The organism is Aquimarina litoralis, from assembly GCF_019295435.1.
Taxonomy (GTDB): Bacteria; Bacteroidota; Bacteroidia; order Flavobacteriales; family Flavobacteriaceae; genus Aquimarina; species Aquimarina litoralis_A.
Map to the genome: position 1 here is coordinate 21,764 of NZ_WEKL01000021.1, position 17,255 is coordinate 39,018.

The 17,255-nt window shown below is 29.5% G+C and carries 21 protein-coding genes; 1 reads left to right on the forward strand and 20 read right to left on the reverse strand.

Translation table 11 applies throughout. The annotated features are described in order from the left end of the window. Positions 1 to 6: 6 nt before the first annotated feature. Positions 7 to 468: an HAD family hydrolase gene (locus GBO31_RS12435; protein WP_219008675.1), complete on the reverse strand. Its 462-nt coding sequence runs from the start codon at positions 466 to 468 to the stop codon at positions 7 to 9. Between the two features lie 90 nt (positions 469 to 558). Further along, positions 559 to 840, reverse strand: coding sequence for a hypothetical protein (locus GBO31_RS12440; RefSeq protein ID WP_219008676.1), 282 nt, complete (start codon positions 838 to 840; stop codon positions 559 to 561). A 157-nt stretch (positions 841 to 997) separates the two neighbouring features. Here GBO31_RS12440 and GBO31_RS12445 point away from each other — a divergent pair, with 157 nt between their 5' ends. Further along, positions 998 to 1,909, forward strand: a complete 912-nt coding sequence (locus GBO31_RS12445; RefSeq protein WP_219008677.1) for a hypothetical protein — start codon at positions 998 to 1,000, stop codon at positions 1,907 to 1,909. A 15-nt stretch (positions 1,910 to 1,924) separates the two neighbouring features. Here the strand turns inward: GBO31_RS12445 and GBO31_RS12450 are convergent, their stop codons facing one another. The 18 genes from GBO31_RS12450 to GBO31_RS12535 all read right to left on the reverse strand — a co-directional run bounded on the left by GBO31_RS12450 (position 1,925) and on the right by GBO31_RS12535 (position 17,203). Then, positions 1,925 to 2,275 carry a hypothetical protein gene (locus tag GBO31_RS12450; RefSeq protein WP_219008678.1) on the reverse strand — a complete coding sequence of 117 codons (351 nt, stop codon included), beginning with the start codon at positions 2,273 to 2,275 and terminating at the stop codon, positions 1,925 to 1,927. Between the two features lie 165 nt (positions 2,276 to 2,440). Then, positions 2,441 to 3,487: an alpha/beta hydrolase gene (locus GBO31_RS12455; protein WP_219008679.1), complete on the reverse strand. Its 1,047-nt coding sequence runs from the start codon at positions 3,485 to 3,487 to the stop codon at positions 2,441 to 2,443. 145 nt (positions 3,488 to 3,632) lie between these two features. Beyond that, positions 3,633 to 4,184, reverse strand: coding sequence for an NIF family HAD-type phosphatase (locus GBO31_RS12460; protein ID WP_219008680.1), 552 nt, complete (start codon positions 4,182 to 4,184; stop codon positions 3,633 to 3,635). A 74-nt stretch (positions 4,185 to 4,258) separates the two neighbouring features. Then, complete coding sequence (locus tag GBO31_RS12465; protein ID WP_219008681.1) at positions 4,259 to 4,990, reverse strand: YwqG family protein; 732 nt, start codon at positions 4,988 to 4,990, stop codon at positions 4,259 to 4,261. A 193-nt stretch (positions 4,991 to 5,183) separates the two neighbouring features. Further along, the gene (locus tag GBO31_RS12470) at positions 5,184 to 6,602 is read right to left on the reverse strand and encodes a glycoside hydrolase family 30 protein (RefSeq protein WP_219008682.1); all 1,419 of its coding nucleotides are present in this window, start codon (positions 6,600 to 6,602) and stop codon (positions 5,184 to 5,186) included. A gap of 128 nt (positions 6,603 to 6,730) precedes the next feature. Further along, complete coding sequence (locus tag GBO31_RS12475) at positions 6,731 to 7,966, reverse strand: alpha/beta hydrolase-fold protein (RefSeq protein ID WP_219008683.1); 1,236 nt, start codon at positions 7,964 to 7,966, stop codon at positions 6,731 to 6,733. Positions 7,967 to 8,094: 128 nt separating this feature from the next. Next, positions 8,095 to 8,538 (reverse strand): GNAT family N-acetyltransferase, encoded by a 444-nt coding sequence (locus GBO31_RS12480; protein WP_219008684.1) that lies wholly within the window; start codon positions 8,536 to 8,538, stop codon positions 8,095 to 8,097. A 153-nt stretch (positions 8,539 to 8,691) separates the two neighbouring features. Then, complete coding sequence (locus GBO31_RS12485; RefSeq protein ID WP_219008685.1) at positions 8,692 to 8,982, reverse strand: hypothetical protein; 291 nt, start codon at positions 8,980 to 8,982, stop codon at positions 8,692 to 8,694. Positions 8,983 to 8,986: 4 nt separating this feature from the next. Then, the gene (locus GBO31_RS12490; RefSeq protein WP_219008686.1) at positions 8,987 to 9,478 is read right to left on the reverse strand and encodes an RNA polymerase sigma factor; all 492 of its coding nucleotides are present in this window, start codon (positions 9,476 to 9,478) and stop codon (positions 8,987 to 8,989) included. Positions 9,479 to 9,632: 154 nt separating this feature from the next. Next, a complete protein-coding gene (locus GBO31_RS12495) occupies positions 9,633 to 10,109 on the reverse strand; it encodes an MlaD family protein (RefSeq protein ID WP_219008687.1) in 477 nt (158 codons plus the stop codon). Positions 10,110 to 10,208: 99 nt separating this feature from the next. Further along, positions 10,209 to 10,889, reverse strand: a complete 681-nt coding sequence (locus GBO31_RS12500; RefSeq protein ID WP_219008688.1) for an alpha/beta fold hydrolase — start codon at positions 10,887 to 10,889, stop codon at positions 10,209 to 10,211. Between the two features lie 378 nt (positions 10,890 to 11,267). Next, on the reverse strand, positions 11,268 to 11,855 hold the full coding sequence (locus tag GBO31_RS12505) for a hypothetical protein (RefSeq protein ID WP_246615860.1): 588 nt from the start codon (positions 11,853 to 11,855) through the stop codon (positions 11,268 to 11,270). 282 nt (positions 11,856 to 12,137) lie between these two features. Further along, positions 12,138 to 13,217: an adenylate/guanylate cyclase domain-containing protein gene (locus GBO31_RS12510; protein ID WP_219008689.1), complete on the reverse strand. Its 1,080-nt coding sequence runs from the start codon at positions 13,215 to 13,217 to the stop codon at positions 12,138 to 12,140. Positions 13,218 to 13,430: 213 nt separating this feature from the next. Beyond that, positions 13,431 to 13,934, reverse strand: coding sequence for a GNAT family N-acetyltransferase (locus GBO31_RS12515; RefSeq protein WP_219008690.1), 504 nt, complete (start codon positions 13,932 to 13,934; stop codon positions 13,431 to 13,433). A 95-nt stretch (positions 13,935 to 14,029) separates the two neighbouring features. Continuing rightward, on the reverse strand, positions 14,030 to 14,752 hold the full coding sequence (locus tag GBO31_RS12520) for an ankyrin repeat domain-containing protein (protein WP_219008691.1): 723 nt from the start codon (positions 14,750 to 14,752) through the stop codon (positions 14,030 to 14,032). A 47-nt stretch (positions 14,753 to 14,799) separates the two neighbouring features. After that, positions 14,800 to 15,633 (reverse strand): helix-turn-helix domain-containing protein, encoded by an 834-nt coding sequence (locus GBO31_RS27315; RefSeq protein ID WP_219008692.1) that lies wholly within the window; start codon positions 15,631 to 15,633, stop codon positions 14,800 to 14,802. A gap of 85 nt (positions 15,634 to 15,718) precedes the next feature. Further along, positions 15,719 to 16,441: a hypothetical protein gene (locus GBO31_RS12530; RefSeq protein WP_219008693.1), complete on the reverse strand. Its 723-nt coding sequence runs from the start codon at positions 16,439 to 16,441 to the stop codon at positions 15,719 to 15,721. Between the two features lie 237 nt (positions 16,442 to 16,678). Next, on the reverse strand, positions 16,679 to 17,203 hold the full coding sequence (locus tag GBO31_RS12535; protein ID WP_219008694.1) for a DinB family protein: 525 nt from the start codon (positions 17,201 to 17,203) through the stop codon (positions 16,679 to 16,681). Between the last annotated feature and the right edge of the window lie 52 nt (positions 17,204 to 17,255).

Genomic DNA, 17,255 nt, shown 5'->3' on the forward strand with positions numbered 1-17,255 from the left:
GTGACATTAAAAATCTTGTTGTACGTAGTTTATTACTTCATTTTTTATTCTTTCAGCCCAGTTTTTGTCAGACGGTTCAATAATAATTACGTTAAAATTGAAACGTTTGGCTTCGATGCCAACACCTCTTAGATCATCAATATGTACATCAAAGTTAAAAGCTGGAGGATACTTCGTAGCATGTATGTTCAAAGTCTTTAAGACTTGTTGGTTTTTTGTTTGATTTACAATTTGATCAACTTTAATTCCATAATATTTTAAGGTTCTTCGTATTCTTCTCTTACTTGGAAATGATGTTGTATAAATATGAATCTTATGTCCTTCGTTTTGTAAATCTATAATTAATTCACTCGCTCCTTTACGAATTTCTTCAATTCCAAATAGTTTCGCAATGCTATTTTGCTTCTCTGTTTCGAATTCTTTGCCATTAGGAATTAATGTGCTATCAAGATCAAAACTTATATTCATTTAATTGAGATTACAATATATAGAAATGGAACTTTCTTCTAAAATAATAACTTTTGCTATCTCAAACTGTTACATTGGTAATGTATCAGTTTACTTTTTTGTTTTAATTCCAAGAATAATTGCTTGTACAAGTCCAATCGCCCAGTAAAATGGAAATCGGAAATATGTATATAGTAATTCAAAATTATCAACCAGATCCTTGTCTACAGTGTATCTATTAACTTCAATTCCAATTGAAATTAAGGGGATTAGTATATAAAATATGATACCAATTAAACAACCAAGTTTCCAGGATGTACGTTTTTTCCAAAATACTATATTCAGAATAATAAGTATTACAATAAAAGTATAGTCAAAATACCCTAAATTCATTTTTATTTACTTGTTGATAAAGTTTTATATATGTATCATAATAAGGTAGAATGTTACCCTGTTTTTGGATGATTTTTTAATACAGATCTATATAAATGTCAAATTTATCTGTTACATTTTTTGCGCTGATTCGTTGTTGAGGTAAACAGAACAGCACATGCAAAAATCAATTCTTAAAAAGATCGTAAACGTACTTAAGTATATTGCTATCTACAATCTTTCTGCTAAAATGATCACTTTTGCGATTCCCAAATTATTGCATATGCAATTTCGTCAGTTACATTCGGAATCCTTTGTGTATTTAGCTGAAGTTTCTAAGTTTCAGCATATGTGGTCTTTTTTTGGACGTTCTTATCATTATAATTTGTTTATAGGTATCGCGGAATTTTTGATAGGTGCATTGGTACTATTTCCGAGAACTCGATTGATAGCATTGTTATTATCTCTTGGCGTATGTCTCAATATTTTTGTTTTAAACATTGAGTTTGAAGTGTTTTTCGCCATCAGCCACATTACTTTCGATTTAGTGATAACTTTAGTATTGCTATTAGAATATTATAAAGACATTTATCAATTCTTTATAAAACTAGGAGGGAAGTTCAATAAGGTAATTTCGAAACCAAAGCATAAATTTCTGCGATTGTTTCCGTATATATTTTTGGTGGTACTATCAGTAGGGTACTTTGTGTTTTCAATCTTTGTGAAATCAATGTACAGTGTAAATCATGAAATTGTTGGTTCTTATGAATTGAATACTTTAAAAGTTAATGATTCTATTGTAACCTTAAGAAAAGGAAGTATTGGAAAAAAACCGATGCTATTCTTCGAACACAATAGCCAGTTGGTGTTATCTGCGCAGGATACTATGTATGTTGGTTTTTATATGATTAAAGATGAAAAAATTAGTTTAGGTTTTGATACGCCTACTACATTTGGGTTACAACGACTTATAGACGTAGATTTTAATGAGAACCAAATAAAAGGTTCATCTGAAAACAACAAGGTTTTTGAAATAGGATATCAGCGATTGACTGAAAAAGAAGATTATTTGAATGGTTTATATCAATAAAGATGTTTTTTAAAATTATTGATTTTTTAATTCAATTTTTCGTCCATCTAAATCTTGAATTATGGCAGTTAATCCCCATTCAGTTTCTTTAACATCGGATAGTATTTTCCAACTAGAATTCTTTAATTCATTCATCTTGTTTTTTAGATTGAATATTTCAAATCCTAGTCTTAAAGAATTATCTACTTTTTCAATGGATTTAGGCAAAGGATAAATCTCAAAAACAAATCCATTTTGTTCTGAAGCATAATGAAAAGGTCCATTTCCATGTTGATGATATTCAAATTCGAAATCCAAACATTCGTACTGCGATTTAAGTAGTTTTGGTTCGGATGTTCTAATCACAAGTAAATTAATTTTGGCCATTTCCCTTTGGTTTTTAATCAGCCAAAGTTACATTCTTTCCTTCTAAATTAAAGATCACATCAAGATAAAAAAGGTGTTGAATACCCAAAATCAACTAAGTAATGTAAAACAGTTTTAGAATTACCTTTTGATTTTACCAATATTTCAATAATTTCAAAATTGTCTTTACTCGTTTACTTTTCTAATTAAAAATTGAACCAGGTCTTCGTTATTAGGATCGCTAAATAAAATAGGGCTTCCGTATGTTGTTACATTGGCGACACCTGCTGCATCTGCAAACTTTTTAATCTCTCTAGCGTGAAATGGGTGATGATAAAAGCTACTAGTTGTCAAAGGTTCGTTATTATGACCACCCGTATTTTTTACCCAAATTTCAGGGTCATCTGAAGATAACATGGAAAGCATATCAACCTGCTCGCGATAGGTCTCAATTTCGGGAGTTTCGTATGCTTCTTTGGTAGTAACGCCATAGAAGCTGTACAAATTTTCCTCTCCAACTTCTTGAATGATATCCTCTAGAGAAGTCCCAAACTCAGAGAAGACATTTCCAAGCCATCTTGTTTCGATATCCAAACTCGATTGAGTAGCATTTAATGCAATTCCTTTTACTTTGGTACTTTCTTGTTCTATCAAGTCTAAACTGTTTATTTCTCTTAAATCATCGTTAGCCGCTAACCACAAGGCTGTAGAAGCACCTGCAGAAGTACCAAACAATACAACGTTTTCTTTTTCTATATTTAATTCCTTATGTATATATCTTATGTACTGTAATGCTTTTTTGGAATCATTTAAGCTTTTTAGTACACCTTCACTGTCTTCTGGTAATAGGAGTCTATAATTAATCGTTGCTACTGCAATACCGTTTTGTAATAACTCAATGATGGTATCTGTATAATTATCAGTGTAAATAAATGCTTTATCACCGCCTGTAAAACCACCTCCATGAATGAAAATAACTATACCTGTTGCTGAAGAACTAGTGGGTAAAAAAACATCAAATTTAGTGCTGTCATACTGATCATATGGTATATCTGAAGCGTATAATGCATTGATTCCTTGAAGATCGATTGGCGAATTGGAGAATTGTAATTCAATCAGTGGTTCCTCAGATATTGGTTCCTCAGAATCTATATCCATGGTTATAGATTCATCATTACTACAGGATATTAAAGTGATTATGACTAAATAGAAAAGTATAAGTTGTGTCTTCATTTCTCAATATTTTCCTTATTAGACTATTTATATTGTAAATGGTTTAATGAGAGCTCTATTTATTAAAAGATTGTAGATGAAACCAAGAGTAAATCTGGAATGGATTTCAGTAAGGGTTTTTAGTTATAACATACTATGGATATTGTTATAAGTCTATTTTATTTCTCCATCCTCTTTTTTCAATTGTTCTAACATTTTCAGAATTTTTAATTGATTTTAGAAAGTTGGATAATATGATTAATTCTTTGTCTTCTGGGTTCCCTTCAAATGGATTTACATATATGGCATTACCAAAATTATCTCTGGTTTTCTCTGGCGAATCATCTACGATTAATGCTTTTTCCAAAGGAAAACCTTGTTTCTTGATTTTCTTTAATCTTTTTTCTCTTACGTATCTGTCTAGTTCATAATCTCTTCTTAATGTACATCTACTTCTAGCCCAGATAAACTGAAAAGTTATTCCATTTGGTCGAATTATATCTACTATTTCACTCACATATTTATCATCAGCTGATGACCATATTGCTAATGCAAAATGATTAGTCATTTCATTCAAGAACTCTTCTAAATTTGGTCTTTTGTAAACAAAATATTCTGCATACTTAAAATCTGGATCAATCTCTAGTTTTGTTTCTGTAGCATGAATTAGGGTTTCATCTAGATCCAGAATGAGTAATATTTTCTGTTTGTTATTCAACTTAATGGCTTATAATGTTCCTTGTATGTGACTTTTGCTTTCAGTTAGTAGTGTATGTTACAAATTGGTATGATTTATCCTGCATCTGACTTTATATGGGAGAAATCTTTTTCTTTTAGTTTATCTTCTTCGATAAATAGCATTAGAAAATCTCCATCATGCCAACACCAGTTAAGTTCATCAACCGAAGAGAGGGTAAGTAAAGATATCCAGTTTTCGCCTGGTCTGGGATCATATGCTAAGGATGAATAAAATGGATATCCAAGTAGGTAATTTAATTTTTTATCTACTTTTTCTAGTACCTCATAAATCAATTCTTCCGTTTGTTCATCATTTAAAGGACTATCTTCAAGCAATTCATCTCTGAATGGAATGTCTAAAGAAGGTTCCAATTTCACGGGAATACTAGGTTGATTATTAAAGTTTGAATTTAAGAGCGGTTTTAATTCGTTTTCTGCATCAAAGAAATAAACTTTTGCGTATCCATCATCTCCCCAGAAAAAATTACCGTCCTCATCATCGGCTATAAATACACTTAAAAGACCTTTTTGAGGGAAATAGGGAAAGGGGTTAGAAATTTCACTAAGATTGAATTGAGCTACAAACCTATAATCTCCATATTCATGCTTTGGCCATTTAAAATCAATAGGTACATCAGGAATACCTCCTAATTTACTAGAAGCTATCTTAATTTTTGATGCTATTTTACTTATTTCAACGGAGGGTTTTATTAAAGATTTGATATAATCTTCATGCATAGAAAAGGAAGATTCTTTAATTACTTTCTCCAATTCTTTGATATCCATATGATTTGATTTTTTTTCGTTGTGACTTAATTACTCATAACAGCTACTATAAGTGTCTTAGAACCCCAAAATGTTATCTTACTTACAAATTTTTAACCTTTTGCGGTTGATAAGACAAGTAAATGATTTTAAGCTATTTTCAGTTGAGGTACTAACTAAAGGAAATGTTGTTTTTATACAATCATGGAGTCCGTTACATTGTAACTATAAAGGTGTTAAATGATTTAGGTGCTATTTCACTCTTAAATTTTATGTCATTAACTATAAATTCTTTTACTGTTTTTGCATCTTCTGAATTGTAATAAATGATCACCAATTCTTTGGGATTTTTAAAAGCTAAACAATTTTCATTATCTGTTTGAACATTATTTGCTCCTGCTTTAATGTAGGAACTGAAATGTTTCATCAGATAAAACTCCGGATTGTAGGTTACTTTTTTAGTTTGTCTATCAATACTAATCATTGAATTTTGTTTCCAACCCCACTTACTTTTTCCTGTTTCATCTAGTACCATATTCCAATACAAATACGAGTTTGCTCCATTTTTAAAATAATGTTTCATCAGATTGAATGTATATTCTGCTGCTTCCCAATCATTAGAACCGTTTCCACATTCTGTTTCAGTTTGCATTAATTTGAGATTTGGATAATTTCTATGTACTTCGGGAATTGCTCCTTTCCCTGCCCATTGAAATCCAACTCCAGTAATGTATTTACTAGAATTTTCATCTTGGAGTATCGTATCAACTCTATCAAATTGTGACCTCTCAATAGTACCTAACCATATCTCAGTATTTAAGTGATCATTTTGAAATTTAGGACCTAGATAATTTCCAATAAAACTTGCCAGGTCTTGAGGGTTCCATACGCAAGAAGGGAAGTTTTGACATGAGTTTGGCTCATTTTGTACATGAACTGCATAAATATCAATCCCTTGTTTTTTATATGCTTGGATATATTTTGAAAAGTATAGTGCGTAGGCATTTAGGTAGTCATCTTCCATTATAAATTGTGAAACCATTTCTTGACCTCTTCCTTCTTCGGATAGATCATTAACCTTATCAGGTCTACAAGCATAATGTTTATTAGATTTCATCCATGTTGGAGGACACCAAGGCGATCCCCATATTTTTATATTGGGATTGATAGACTTTGCGGATTTGATGTAAGGTATCAATCTTTGTAAATCTCTTTCTATCGAGAAATTTTTCATTTCAAAATCTCCATCTGTTTCATTATGACTATACCAATCAACAGCATAGTCATTAGCACCAATAGGCATTCTACATATATTAAATTTGCATCCCTTTTCTGGATTAAATAAGTCGTTAAGGATTACTTGTTGTTCTTCTTTGGGAAGAACGTTAAGAGCTTCCCATCCTAATTCATTAAAACATCCTCCAAATCCGTCTACAGTTTGGAGTAAGCTATCAGAGAAAATTTTTATGGTAGATTTAGTACTTACATTTTCCTTAAGAGATTTTAGAGTGTCAATTTGCCATAGTGCTTTATCATTGCTAGAAACCCAGAGGATATCAGTTTCTTTTTTTGAAGTACAACTAATAACAATAATTATAAATAGTATTAAAGTAATGAGATTTAGCTTTTTCATTGTTGACAAATAGGTATCTATAGTTTTATTTTAATGATGACTTCTATGTTAGTAATAATTAGTTATATTTACTCATCTTTCATTTTATCAAACATACCATAACTACTCATACATCTTGTGAATACTTATTAAATTTGCTCTAATTTTGATTTATAAACTTCCATATTTTTATGGTCGTTGTTTGAAACGAATTCAAGAGCTTTTTTATAATATTCTTTTGCTTTCATTTTATCACCTTTTTTTACAAAGGCATCACCTAAACTGCCTAAAATAATCGAAGAGTTTTGAAATTTATCTAAACCGACCTTAAGTATTTCTATTGCCTGATTAGGATTTTCATGTTTTAGGTAAAATTGGGCATATCTATTAAACCATAAATCTCTTGTTTTGGATTTATAATATCCTTCAAACTCTTTCATGAAAAAATCAAATGATTTGTAATCATCCTCTTTCATTGATTGCAATAGAAGAAAGTGTTTTGTGCTTTTATGAATGTCTTGGGATATATTGTATTTCTCGCCTCTTTTTTGGTAATGATCTTTTAGTCTACTAATTCCTCCATAGGCGGCAAAATCTTTTAAGGTTTTGAATCTTAGATATGGATAATCATTAAAATAAGTATTTAGACCCTTATGTATTGTTAATGTTGGGGTTGAATGATGATTTTCATCTTTAAGTAATTGATATTCCCAACGAACTTTATCGGATAGATTCTCTGTTAAGACTTTTTTGAACTTTTCTATAGATTCAAAAGCCCAATCTTCGGAAGGGCTTACTGTAAAATATATAAATTCTGCAGGATTACTATCGGTGATTAATTTTTCTTTTAAAGCATTTAGTCGAGTTTCAGTAATATGTGTAGGGCTCGAAATAAAGTAAGCTGAAAATATGTTTTCTGGTTTGGCTAGTATTTCAACTGCCAGTCCTCCTGCCATTTCCCAACCAAAAAAATAACGCTTTGGAGAAGTTCTGTAATTTTTATCTATATATGGTATTAGTTCGCTTTCTAAAAACCCAATAAACTTTGTTGACTCATCAAAAAACAGTTTTCTTCTTTTTCGATTATTTGAGTTTATGCCAACAACGATAAAATCAGGTGTCTTTTCTTGCCATTTTAAAGTGTTTTGATATAAGATACCGTTTAAAAAATATCTTTGTCCATCTATGATATAGAGAACAGGATAATGTATTTCGGTATCTTGATAGTTTTCTGGGAGATAAATTGAAATTTCTCTTTTCTCATTTAAAATTTCAGAATTAAAGATATGCTTTTCTCCGAGTAAATTAGATCGTATTTCTTGAGCGTGAATATTGGTAAAAACAGTCTGAAATATTATAATTGAAAGCAAATATATTCTCTTCATATTTATAATGTGCGCTAGTCTATTTTATAGTATGTATGCCTTAAAATTAAGTATTTACAATATACAATTATCGTAGATAGTTTTAATTTTCAAAATCTTTAATCTCTTTTAAATAGCAATTGCTCTATTCAATTCTCATTTAATTTCATGTGTAGAATTGGATAAGGTTTTCCAGAAGAATCCAATTCAGAACGTTCTATAACTTCAAATCCACAATGTTTGTAAAATCCTACTGCTTGCTCATTCTGTTCATTCACGTCAACTTTTGTAACCTTTAAATTGTCAATAGAATAATCTAATAATGTTTTTCCTATTCTTTTTCCTCTAAAATCAGGATGTATGAATAACATTTCTAAGTTTTGATCAGCAACTCCTATAAAACCAACTATTTTTTTATTATTATCTCTAATACATCTTAATTCAACTGCATCCAGATAAGTATTTAAGATTAGTGGTTTAAAATATTCGATATCTTCTTCTTTTAGAAAATGATGGGTTGCTCTAACGGAAGCTTCCCAAAGTCTCACAACTTCTTCATACTCCTTTTTATCAATAGTATCTATTTGGTTCATTTTTTTTATTTGCAAAATAACGGTTTGTATATGAAAAGTAACGTATTATGATTAGCTAGATTTTCATTGTTAAAACTAAGGTACTTAAAAAGTGCAAAACTTTGATGTCTTGCACTAAATGGGCTATGCTCATATAGCATGTAATCTGTTGTTTTATCCTTTTAATTTATCAAGAATCTTTTTAATAAATTCTGATATGATATTGATGTCCTTTTTGATGGACTCTTTTTCAAATCGAGTGATTTTATCATTTTTGGTTTTTGCCCAGTTTACTTTCAAAACAGCTATATCCGAATTAATTGATTCTTTCTCGAATTCACTTATGTTTTCTTTAAACTCATTTAATAGCCGTGATATTTGAATATTAATTTTTTTGGATTGTGGTTGATTATTCCAAGTATCTTTAATGTCTTGCCAAATATCTTTTTGTTCATGATTCCACATATTATTATATTTTTTTAGTTAAACAATTCAATAGATTTTTTTTAATTCGTTTCATTTTTACTGCAATATGATTTTCGGTTAATCCAGTTATTTCAGCAATTTCTTTATATTTCAATCCTTCTAAGTAAAGAATGACAATTGATTTATTCTCTTCGTTTAGTTTGGAGATACAAGTGATTAATTCATTGTACTTTTCTTCCTGATTATTATCAATAGGAGGTTCTGAAGGAATGAATTGAATAGATTCTAACCGAAGCGTTTTTAGATAGGTTTTCTCTGATTTTTGTTTGGAACGAAGACAGACATTTAAAGTAATTCTATATACCCATGTATCAATACTCGAATTGCCTTTGAAATTTGAAATAGATTTCCAAATGGCGAAAATTACTTCTTGGAAAAGATCTTGAGGTTCTAAAGGCGAAACTGCATAAATTTTACAAATCCTGTAAATTTTCTCTTTATTATCCTCAAGTAGTTTTTCGAATGTCTCTGTCATCAGTGTTAAGGTCTTTTATTATTGCTCTCTACTTATTTAGTTACAAGAGTTTTTAAAATATGACAGAATTTAAATTTATTTTTCGAACTCTAAGAATTATAGGCTATGTTCTAAGTGAAATTCGTTGTGTTTTTAAAATGAGGTATAAACGGTTTTATTTTTTCAGCTTTTCAAGATTTTCATTAAGTCTACGTAACTCAATCAAAATAGAATCTTGTTTTTGTCTACTTGTAAAATTCTTAATAAAATTATGAATCTTAATACTTAATGAATCACCTAAAGGAGTAGATTTTGTTTTTGTCAGTTTCATAAAGTCTCCATTTTTTAATCGATCCTGACTTTTTCCTGGTTCAATTATAATTTCCTTCCCACTAAGAAAACCGAGATTTTCTATCCTAAATTCAGAATCATTTGGGATATTAGTGTCAGCATTAAGTATGCACCAAATATCAATAGTTCCATTTAATGTAAGTTTCATGTCTTTAATTTTACCAATTTCGAATCCGTTTAGCGTTATATTTGTTTCGGTTGTTATTCCTTCTACATTATCAGCATTCAAGATAATTTGAGTTCCATTACTTGAACAGGAGATTAAAAAAAGTAGTATTATAAAACTTGCATAGTATTTCATTCGTATAGTTTTAATTGCTTATCACAATGTTGTATATGAAATGTAGTATGTAAAAGGATGTTTACTGTTTCATAAACAAAGGGTTTTGTTTGTGTTTATTTAATTAAACCTTATATAATTTATTAATTGATTTGTTTCGATTTTGTCGATAGGATGTTTTACTCCATCAAGTTTAACCAATTTTGAGTTTGGTAATAGATCCGAAACGTATTTCGATTCTTCATAGCTAACCATATTGTCTAAACTTCCAATTCCAATGGTAACTTCCTGATTTATTTTCTTAAAATCACTATCCATTAGTTTAGCTCCTTTTGCCATATTCATCATCATGATAGCTGTCTTAGTCATAATTTTTTTCCAATCTTGAGGATTATGTTCTTGCCTTAATTTCTCCGCATAATGAGGTATTTTTTCTTCGATTTTAATGGGATTCAACATTTTAACTTCTTTTTCTGCTGATTCCATATTCCATTCAAATTTGGTACCTAACGTAAGCACTTTTTTAATCTTTTCTGGTGTTTTTAACGCAGCATTTAACGCTACATATCCACCCATACTATAACCAAAAATATTGGTTTTTTCAATTGTTTGAGCCCGTAAATAATCAATAAGGTTTTCTGTAAATAATTGAATTGAAAATTCCTTGTCGGATTCGTTACCTCCATGTCCTTCAAAACTAAAGGAATGTACATCAAAATATTCTTCTAATCCGGTTATTAAAGAATGAAATTGATTTTTACTTCCTAGTGCTCCATGTAATAATATGAGTGTTTCTTTCATATGTTGATTTGATTTTGTGTGTATCTTGTTACACGACGCGGAGATAGCAGTAGGCGAGCTGCTACACTTACGACATGAACACTCTGATGAGTTACTAAGGTAATAAAATTGCTATGAATTTTGATATTTGTAATGAGCTATAGATGTTCTTTTCCAATTCCTGTTATTGAAACTTTATTTTTATTTCATTTGATTGAAATGGTTTACTTTTAGTTCCATGAATTGTTCTACAATTTCCTTTAATTAGAATGTTCGGATTATTTAATAAATAGGTTTGATTTATTTTATAGTCTATGACTTTTGTTAATTCACTGGACATTATGATATGATTTAGCTTACTTATGAATGATTAATTGTGATGTAAAGTACACAAGTGTATTATTTGCTATTTTTTTTAATCTTTTCAAGTGCTATTGGAAGTTTGGCTGACATAAATTCTACATGTTCATCAAGAACATCAATTTCAATTAAGAGTGTAAAGTATCCAGAACCTTCTATAAGTGAATACGATTCCATTGCACCTGACCACTTTTTTACCTCGTCATCAATAGGTTGTTCCTTTCCGTTTATTACCGTTCCAATATGCTTAAACTGGATGATTTCATTTGGAACGTATTTTTCAATAATACTATAAATTCCACTTTTGTCCGACCCAAGAAACATTATTTTATTACCCACTTTCCAATTCTCTACAACATAATGCGAACCTTCATCAAAGACTCCGCTCCAATCACGGTAATATGTATCTTCCCAGATCGCTTTCCAAATATTTTCTTTGTCAGCTTTGATCTCAATAGAAAATTGTAATCGATTCATCATGATATTGTTATTTGCAGTTATATCCTTTGTTTCTTCATGTTCAATTGAGGCTTTTTTAATAGTAGAATTTTCAGAATTAGATTGTTTTGAATTATGACAACCTAACATCATAAAAATTGAAAATAGAAATAGTATTAATTTTTTCATCTTCTTGTTTTGTTACTGATCATATTACGAATAAGAAACAAAGAGTAGGAGGTAAGCTATAGGTTTTGATTTGATACTAACTATTCTAGCGATACTATCATTTCTAAATTCTTTAAATCCCAATTGTTTTGAGTAAAATTCCCATGTGACATTTTTGTCACTAATGGGTAGTTTCGGATTCATATTGGTTAGCATAAATTTTAAAAGTTATATTATGAATTCAATATTTTTATTATTCAATTTATCACAATAGTTATCGTTAAAATCTATTTTCTACTTAGTTTATTTAATAGCGTATAAAGTCATTTTTTCATTTTTCCCTCTTAATTCAGTTTGCCCCAATTCTACTATATTATAAATGTTTTTAGGTTTTAATGAATCCGAAATTGTCTTAGAAATCAATAATTCTACCTCAAATTTATTGCAAAGTCCTTGAATTCTGGCAGTAGTATTTAAAACATCTCCAGTGAAAAGAAATTCCTTTTTAATTTTACCTATTTCCCCTGTTGTTACTTTTCCAGAATGAATTCCAGCTTTAAAGGAAGGCATAACACTATATTTTTTTAAATATTTTTCTTTTTTATTTAAAAGAGACTCTTGCATGAATAAGAAACATTCGATACAATTAACATAATTGCTGTTGTTTACTTTCCAGGTAATCACTATTTCATCTCCAACATATTGATAAATTTCACCACCATATTTTATAATTGAATCAGAAAGATCTCTATAATAATCATTTAGGAGATCAAAATATTTGATATGACCTAACTTTTCTGCAATTGTTGTAGAGGACTTCATGTCTAAAAACATAAAAATTCTTTCTTCTTCAACTGGTTTATGATATTTACCAGTGAAAAAATTTAGGATTACATATTGACCTATATTGTCACTTATTTCTGTATAAAAAAGACAGAAAGATAGTCCGATGGTGAAATATAATAATATACTCCAAAGTGCAAAACTAGAGAAGAATTTAGATATACTTTCGAGAACCTTAGGGTCTAATGGATTTGCCTTAAATTCATATGCAGTACTTAATAATGAAATAATAAAAATGGATAAAATTACAATACCAAAATAAATAATAGTTTTAAATATGATTTTTTGAGCGAATGACTTTTTGATAAAAAAATTACTTAAATAAAAAATTTCAAGTATACCAATGAATATTCCAAGAACTAATGCAATTAGTGCTGGAATAATGGGATTAAATAGGTATGGATTACCGGTTGATGGATAAAAGTCATAATTTCCTAAAATTCCTTTTTCTAATAGAGAATATGTTATGCTAAAAACCATTGGTAGTATACCAAAAGGTAGAATTTTTACAAGATTTCTTTTTTTTCTATGCGAAAACATATTTTTAAAACTTCTACGAATTAAGTACGATGGCTTTTATATGCACCGTAGTAGAACAAATTGTTACTTAGTCACAGACACATCTTAATATTAATTGCTTTGAAAGCAGCGGGATTTCTTTTGATAAGTTTAGTGCCCTTATAAATATACAATAACCATTTGATTAATCTCTTGATCACTGTGCTTGCATATAGTAAATGTTGCACAATGCTTTTAATTCAGGTCTAGTAAATAAATCCAATATCTTTTGCCTAAATATTGAATCTCTTTAGTTTTCTTAAAACCTCTTTTTTCATATATAGCTCTTGCAGCATTCATAAATTCAGATGTGTGCAAAGCAACATAGGTTTCATTATTTTCCTTTGCATGCTCAATGCATAATTCTGTCAATTTTTTTCCAATACCATTTCCTCTGAATTTTTTTTGTACTCCTAAAAATCGGATATAACTCCAGTTTTCTTGAAACAATTCGGTTGGATTACCGCTTGGAACCAAATAAATCATTCCAACTAGATCAGATTTCATCTCGCAAACATAAACAGTGCTTTGCTGTATCAGATGGATTAAACCTTTATCGCTCTGTAAAGCAGCGTTCATTTTACTCCAATTTTCTTTCGTTAAGACTTTGGAAAATTCAGAATACGATTCTTTTCCAAGAGATTTTAGGTTATCAAAATCAGATAGGTCGGCTTTTCTATATGCTAACTCAGTTTTCAATGTTCTGTAAAATGGTAGGCAATAGTTTACGAAAAACCTATTACGGGAAATTGGTGATGATTTTTCGATTTAATTGAAAGATAATGCATTACAATTTAATTGGTTTTATTCAAAAGATATTGAGTTATATTATTATGTCCTTCTCGTTTGGCAATTGTCAACGCTGTATCTCCATTGTCCATTTTTAACCCTATTGAAGCTCCATTTTCAATAAGGAGTTTTGTTAATTCTAAATTACCTCTATGTACGGCAGAATGTAAAGCAGTAACATTTTGCATCTGGACAGCATTTATATCCACTCCATTTTCTATAAATAATTTGCAAAGTTCAAAATTTTCTTTTGCAATTGCGGAATGTAATGCATTGACTTTAGATGGGTTTTTAGCCAATAAATTTGGGTTAGCTCCTAATGTGATCAAAAGTTTTGCTATTTCTGTTTGATTGAAGAATGCAGCTAAAGATAGAGGAGGGAAACCATCGTCAGAGTAGGTGTTTAGTAAGTATAAATTAGAATTATTTAAAGAATCTCTAACGATATTAATCTTTCCACATACTATTGCTTCATGAAATACAAAAGATTGCTTTAATTCAATAGCTTGTTCAAAAACTTTGTCAAAACCGCTATAAGCAATTATCATCATGCCTGAACTTCCATTCTCATCTTTAAGATTTAGAACCTCTGGATTTTCTTTGATAAGCGTTATTATTTTTTCAGTTTCTTGATTTTTTATATATGTTTTGAGCAATTCAATCATATTGTTTGTTTCTGAGGTTGTACTTAAAAGTGAGAAAAATAAAAATGCAAATAGAGTTTTCATAATAATGTCTTTTTGCAAAATAAAAGAGCAAAATATTAATTGAGTTACTATATATCACTTTTTCGTAAATCACTTGGAGATTGACCAACAATACTTTTAAAGTAATTGCTAAAATTACCAAAGCTTGAGTAACCTATATTAAAAGCGATTTCTCGAATAGTTTTGTTGGTTTCCAATATTTGACGTTTCCCTTCTTGAATTCTTTTCTTTGATATGTATTGAAACGGTGTACAACCAAAAATTCGATTAAAATTTCGCAATAAGTGATTTTCGGATAATTGACCAATATTCGCTAATTCTTTCAATCGCAGATTCCTATGATAATTACAGTCTATAAAATCTTTAACGTAAAGAATTCTTTGATAAAGCTCTTCACGAGTGGACTTTTTTATTGAATTCAAAAGATTTGTATTGTTTAGCACATTATTCTGATGGAGTATAGTAGATAATAGTTGAAGATAAAATTCATCTTTTTCGAGTTCATCCATTCCTAAATTTGACTTCTCTTTTCCAGTTTTTAATAATTCAGATACAATACCATTATGATGGTAGTTTCTTTCAAATAGTTTAATTCCTTTATGCTGTTTTACATTAAAATCAAGTAACTGTTCGTCAGAAGAATTTAGATCAGAAACTACTTTTGAAACAAATTCTGGTGAAAAAAACACACAAAACGATTCGGTTTCTTTTTGAGTATCAATAGTCAAACGATATTTTGTGCACTCGTTGAGAATAAGAAAATTAGTTTGGTCAACTTGGTACTCACGTTGTCTTACTTGATAATCTGCTTTTCCTCCATAAAAGGATTTAATTGACAAAAAGCAATCTCCAGTCCATTGATAAGTTTTGGCTTTTTGGTGAATTATAAAATTATCTTGCACGAGTTTTAGTTATTAGCTCTAATAGTTAAATATAACAAACGTTATTGTTTCAAAGGGGTAATTATCTTTATTCTATGATGTTAACCTATTTTATTTCTTCTTTTAATAATTCTTTTACTAGTATTTCAAGATCCCCTTTATATTGTACGTTACATTCTAGACTTTGATTTGTGCCCTTCAAATTGGAATATACTTTCATTTTATTATTTCCTAGGAAATAAACACCTATATGTGGAGTATTATCATTTATAATATGCCTTCGTGCACGAGATAAAATAAACCAAGACAGTCGAGTACCTATTCTTAATGATTCACTAAGTCCTTCCTCTTTCATTTCTTTTATTAATCTAATGGCATCTCTTTCAAAATGATATTGATCAGGGTCAATAGAGAATAAGTTATTACTAGTTTCTTCAGTTAAATTCCAACTTTCTATGAATTCACCTTTGATTCCATCTCCCTTTTCATAATACTTTGCAAGTTCACTAAGTTCTATTTCGGGAAATTGAGCCTGCATTTTTGAAGGCATTATTTTTTCTAATACCCATTTAATTATTATTTCTCCCATTTTTTTTATATCCGTACTTGAAATTTCAAAAATTGGACAATCATCCCATTCGAACGCATATATTGGGATTTCGCTAAAATAATAGGGATATATCCTACAACCTCTTTCTTTGTCTTTTAATTCAATATGAGATTCGTTGCCAAAATCAGGTATAATATTGATTTTATAACTTTCTATTTTATGTAATTCATCACAACTATTGTTGAGTTCGGATTGTAATAGCTCTAATCTTTTTTTCATTTAAACATCAGAATTCTTTTTTATGGGGCATAAGGTTTAATATATGTGTTGTATCAGGTAAAAAAACTTACTTTGCTTTCAGAAGCATCGAGATTTCTTTCTACAAAAATCTTTTGTTTATGAATATACAACAGCTAATTGATTAATAAGTCAATTGCCAATGATATTTTATGTAGTGTGGTGATTTCGTTTTGGAATTTTAAGTTAGAGATAATCTCTTTATGAAATTAGTTAAATTTATTCATTTAATATTCTGGTGTATTTTTTCCAAGGTCCTACATCTTCAGAATAATGTTTTACAATAACACGGGATAATTGATTCAGATGAGCTATATCATGAATTGTCCATGTAGAAATCAACTGTCTTAAAGTCACTTCTCCTAAATCAGGGTGTGTTCCTTTTTTATCTAAATCGTACTCACTTAAATTCCAAGATTTTAATTTTTCTATATTTTTGGTTCTAAGCATTCTAAACTCATCTAATAGTTCTTGAGTGGTCTGTGTGGCATATAATTTTTCTTGAGCAAATCTATCATAAGGTGTGAATGTTTTATCATTTGCATTCCCTAAAATTATTTCAGCTCTTGGAATCCAGTCTGTCTTTTCTCCATGAATTAAATGTCCAATAATATTATAGCCATTCCATGTTCCTGCTCCTTCGTCAATCTTATCCCAATTGTAAGCTAAATTATTTAAGAGTGCTGAATATACATCAGGAGTTCTATCGAGTAATTCTATTGATTTGTTTAAATTAAAATTCATGTTTGTATATGACAAGTATTGGTTTTTATATCTCTTGTTTGCCCATCAAGGA

Excerpts from the sequence above, each read along its gene's own strand:
- GBO31_RS12435 (WP_219008675.1), bottom strand. The coding sequence starts at position 468 with ATGAATATAAGTTTTGATCTTGATAGCACATTAATTCCTAATGGCAAA.
- GBO31_RS12440 (WP_219008676.1), bottom strand. The coding sequence starts at position 840 with ATGAATTTAGGGTATTTTGACTATACTTTTATTGTAATACTTATTATT.
- GBO31_RS12445 (WP_219008677.1), top strand. The coding sequence starts at position 998 with ATGCAAAAATCAATTCTTAAAAAGATCGTAAACGTACTTAAGTATATT.
- GBO31_RS12450 (WP_219008678.1), bottom strand. The coding sequence starts at position 2,275 with ATGGCCAAAATTAATTTACTTGTGATTAGAACATCCGAACCAAAACTA.
- GBO31_RS12455 (WP_219008679.1), bottom strand. The coding sequence starts at position 3,487 with ATGAAGACACAACTTATACTTTTCTATTTAGTCATAATCACTTTAATA.
- GBO31_RS12465 (WP_219008681.1), bottom strand. The coding sequence starts at position 4,990 with ATGGATATCAAAGAATTGGAGAAAGTAATTAAAGAATCTTCCTTTTCT.
- GBO31_RS12470 (WP_219008682.1), bottom strand. The coding sequence starts at position 6,602 with ATGAAAAAGCTAAATCTCATTACTTTAATACTATTTATAATTATTGTT.
- GBO31_RS12475 (WP_219008683.1), bottom strand. The coding sequence starts at position 7,966 with ATGAAGAGAATATATTTGCTTTCAATTATAATATTTCAGACTGTTTTT.
- GBO31_RS12480 (WP_219008684.1), bottom strand. The coding sequence starts at position 8,538 with ATGAACCAAATAGATACTATTGATAAAAAGGAGTATGAAGAAGTTGTG.
- GBO31_RS12485 (WP_219008685.1), bottom strand. The coding sequence starts at position 8,982 with ATGTGGAATCATGAACAAAAAGATATTTGGCAAGACATTAAAGATACT.
- GBO31_RS12490 (WP_219008686.1), bottom strand. The coding sequence starts at position 9,478 with ATGACAGAGACATTCGAAAAACTACTTGAGGATAATAAAGAGAAAATT.
- GBO31_RS12495 (WP_219008687.1), bottom strand. The coding sequence starts at position 10,109 with ATGAAATACTATGCAAGTTTTATAATACTACTTTTTTTAATCTCCTGT.
- GBO31_RS12500 (WP_219008688.1), bottom strand. The coding sequence starts at position 10,889 with ATGAAAGAAACACTCATATTATTACATGGAGCACTAGGAAGTAAAAAT.
- GBO31_RS12505 (WP_246615860.1), bottom strand. The coding sequence starts at position 11,855 with ATGAAAAAATTAATACTATTTCTATTTTCAATTTTTATGATGTTAGGT.
- GBO31_RS12510 (WP_219008689.1), bottom strand. The coding sequence starts at position 13,217 with ATGTTTTCGCATAGAAAAAAAAGAAATCTTGTAAAAATTCTACCTTTT.
- GBO31_RS12520 (WP_219008691.1), bottom strand. The coding sequence starts at position 14,752 with ATGAAAACTCTATTTGCATTTTTATTTTTCTCACTTTTAAGTACAACC.
- GBO31_RS12530 (WP_219008693.1), bottom strand. The coding sequence starts at position 16,441 with ATGAAAAAAAGATTAGAGCTATTACAATCCGAACTCAACAATAGTTGT.
- GBO31_RS12535 (WP_219008694.1), bottom strand. The coding sequence starts at position 17,203 with ATGAATTTTAATTTAAACAAATCAATAGAATTACTCGATAGAACTCCT.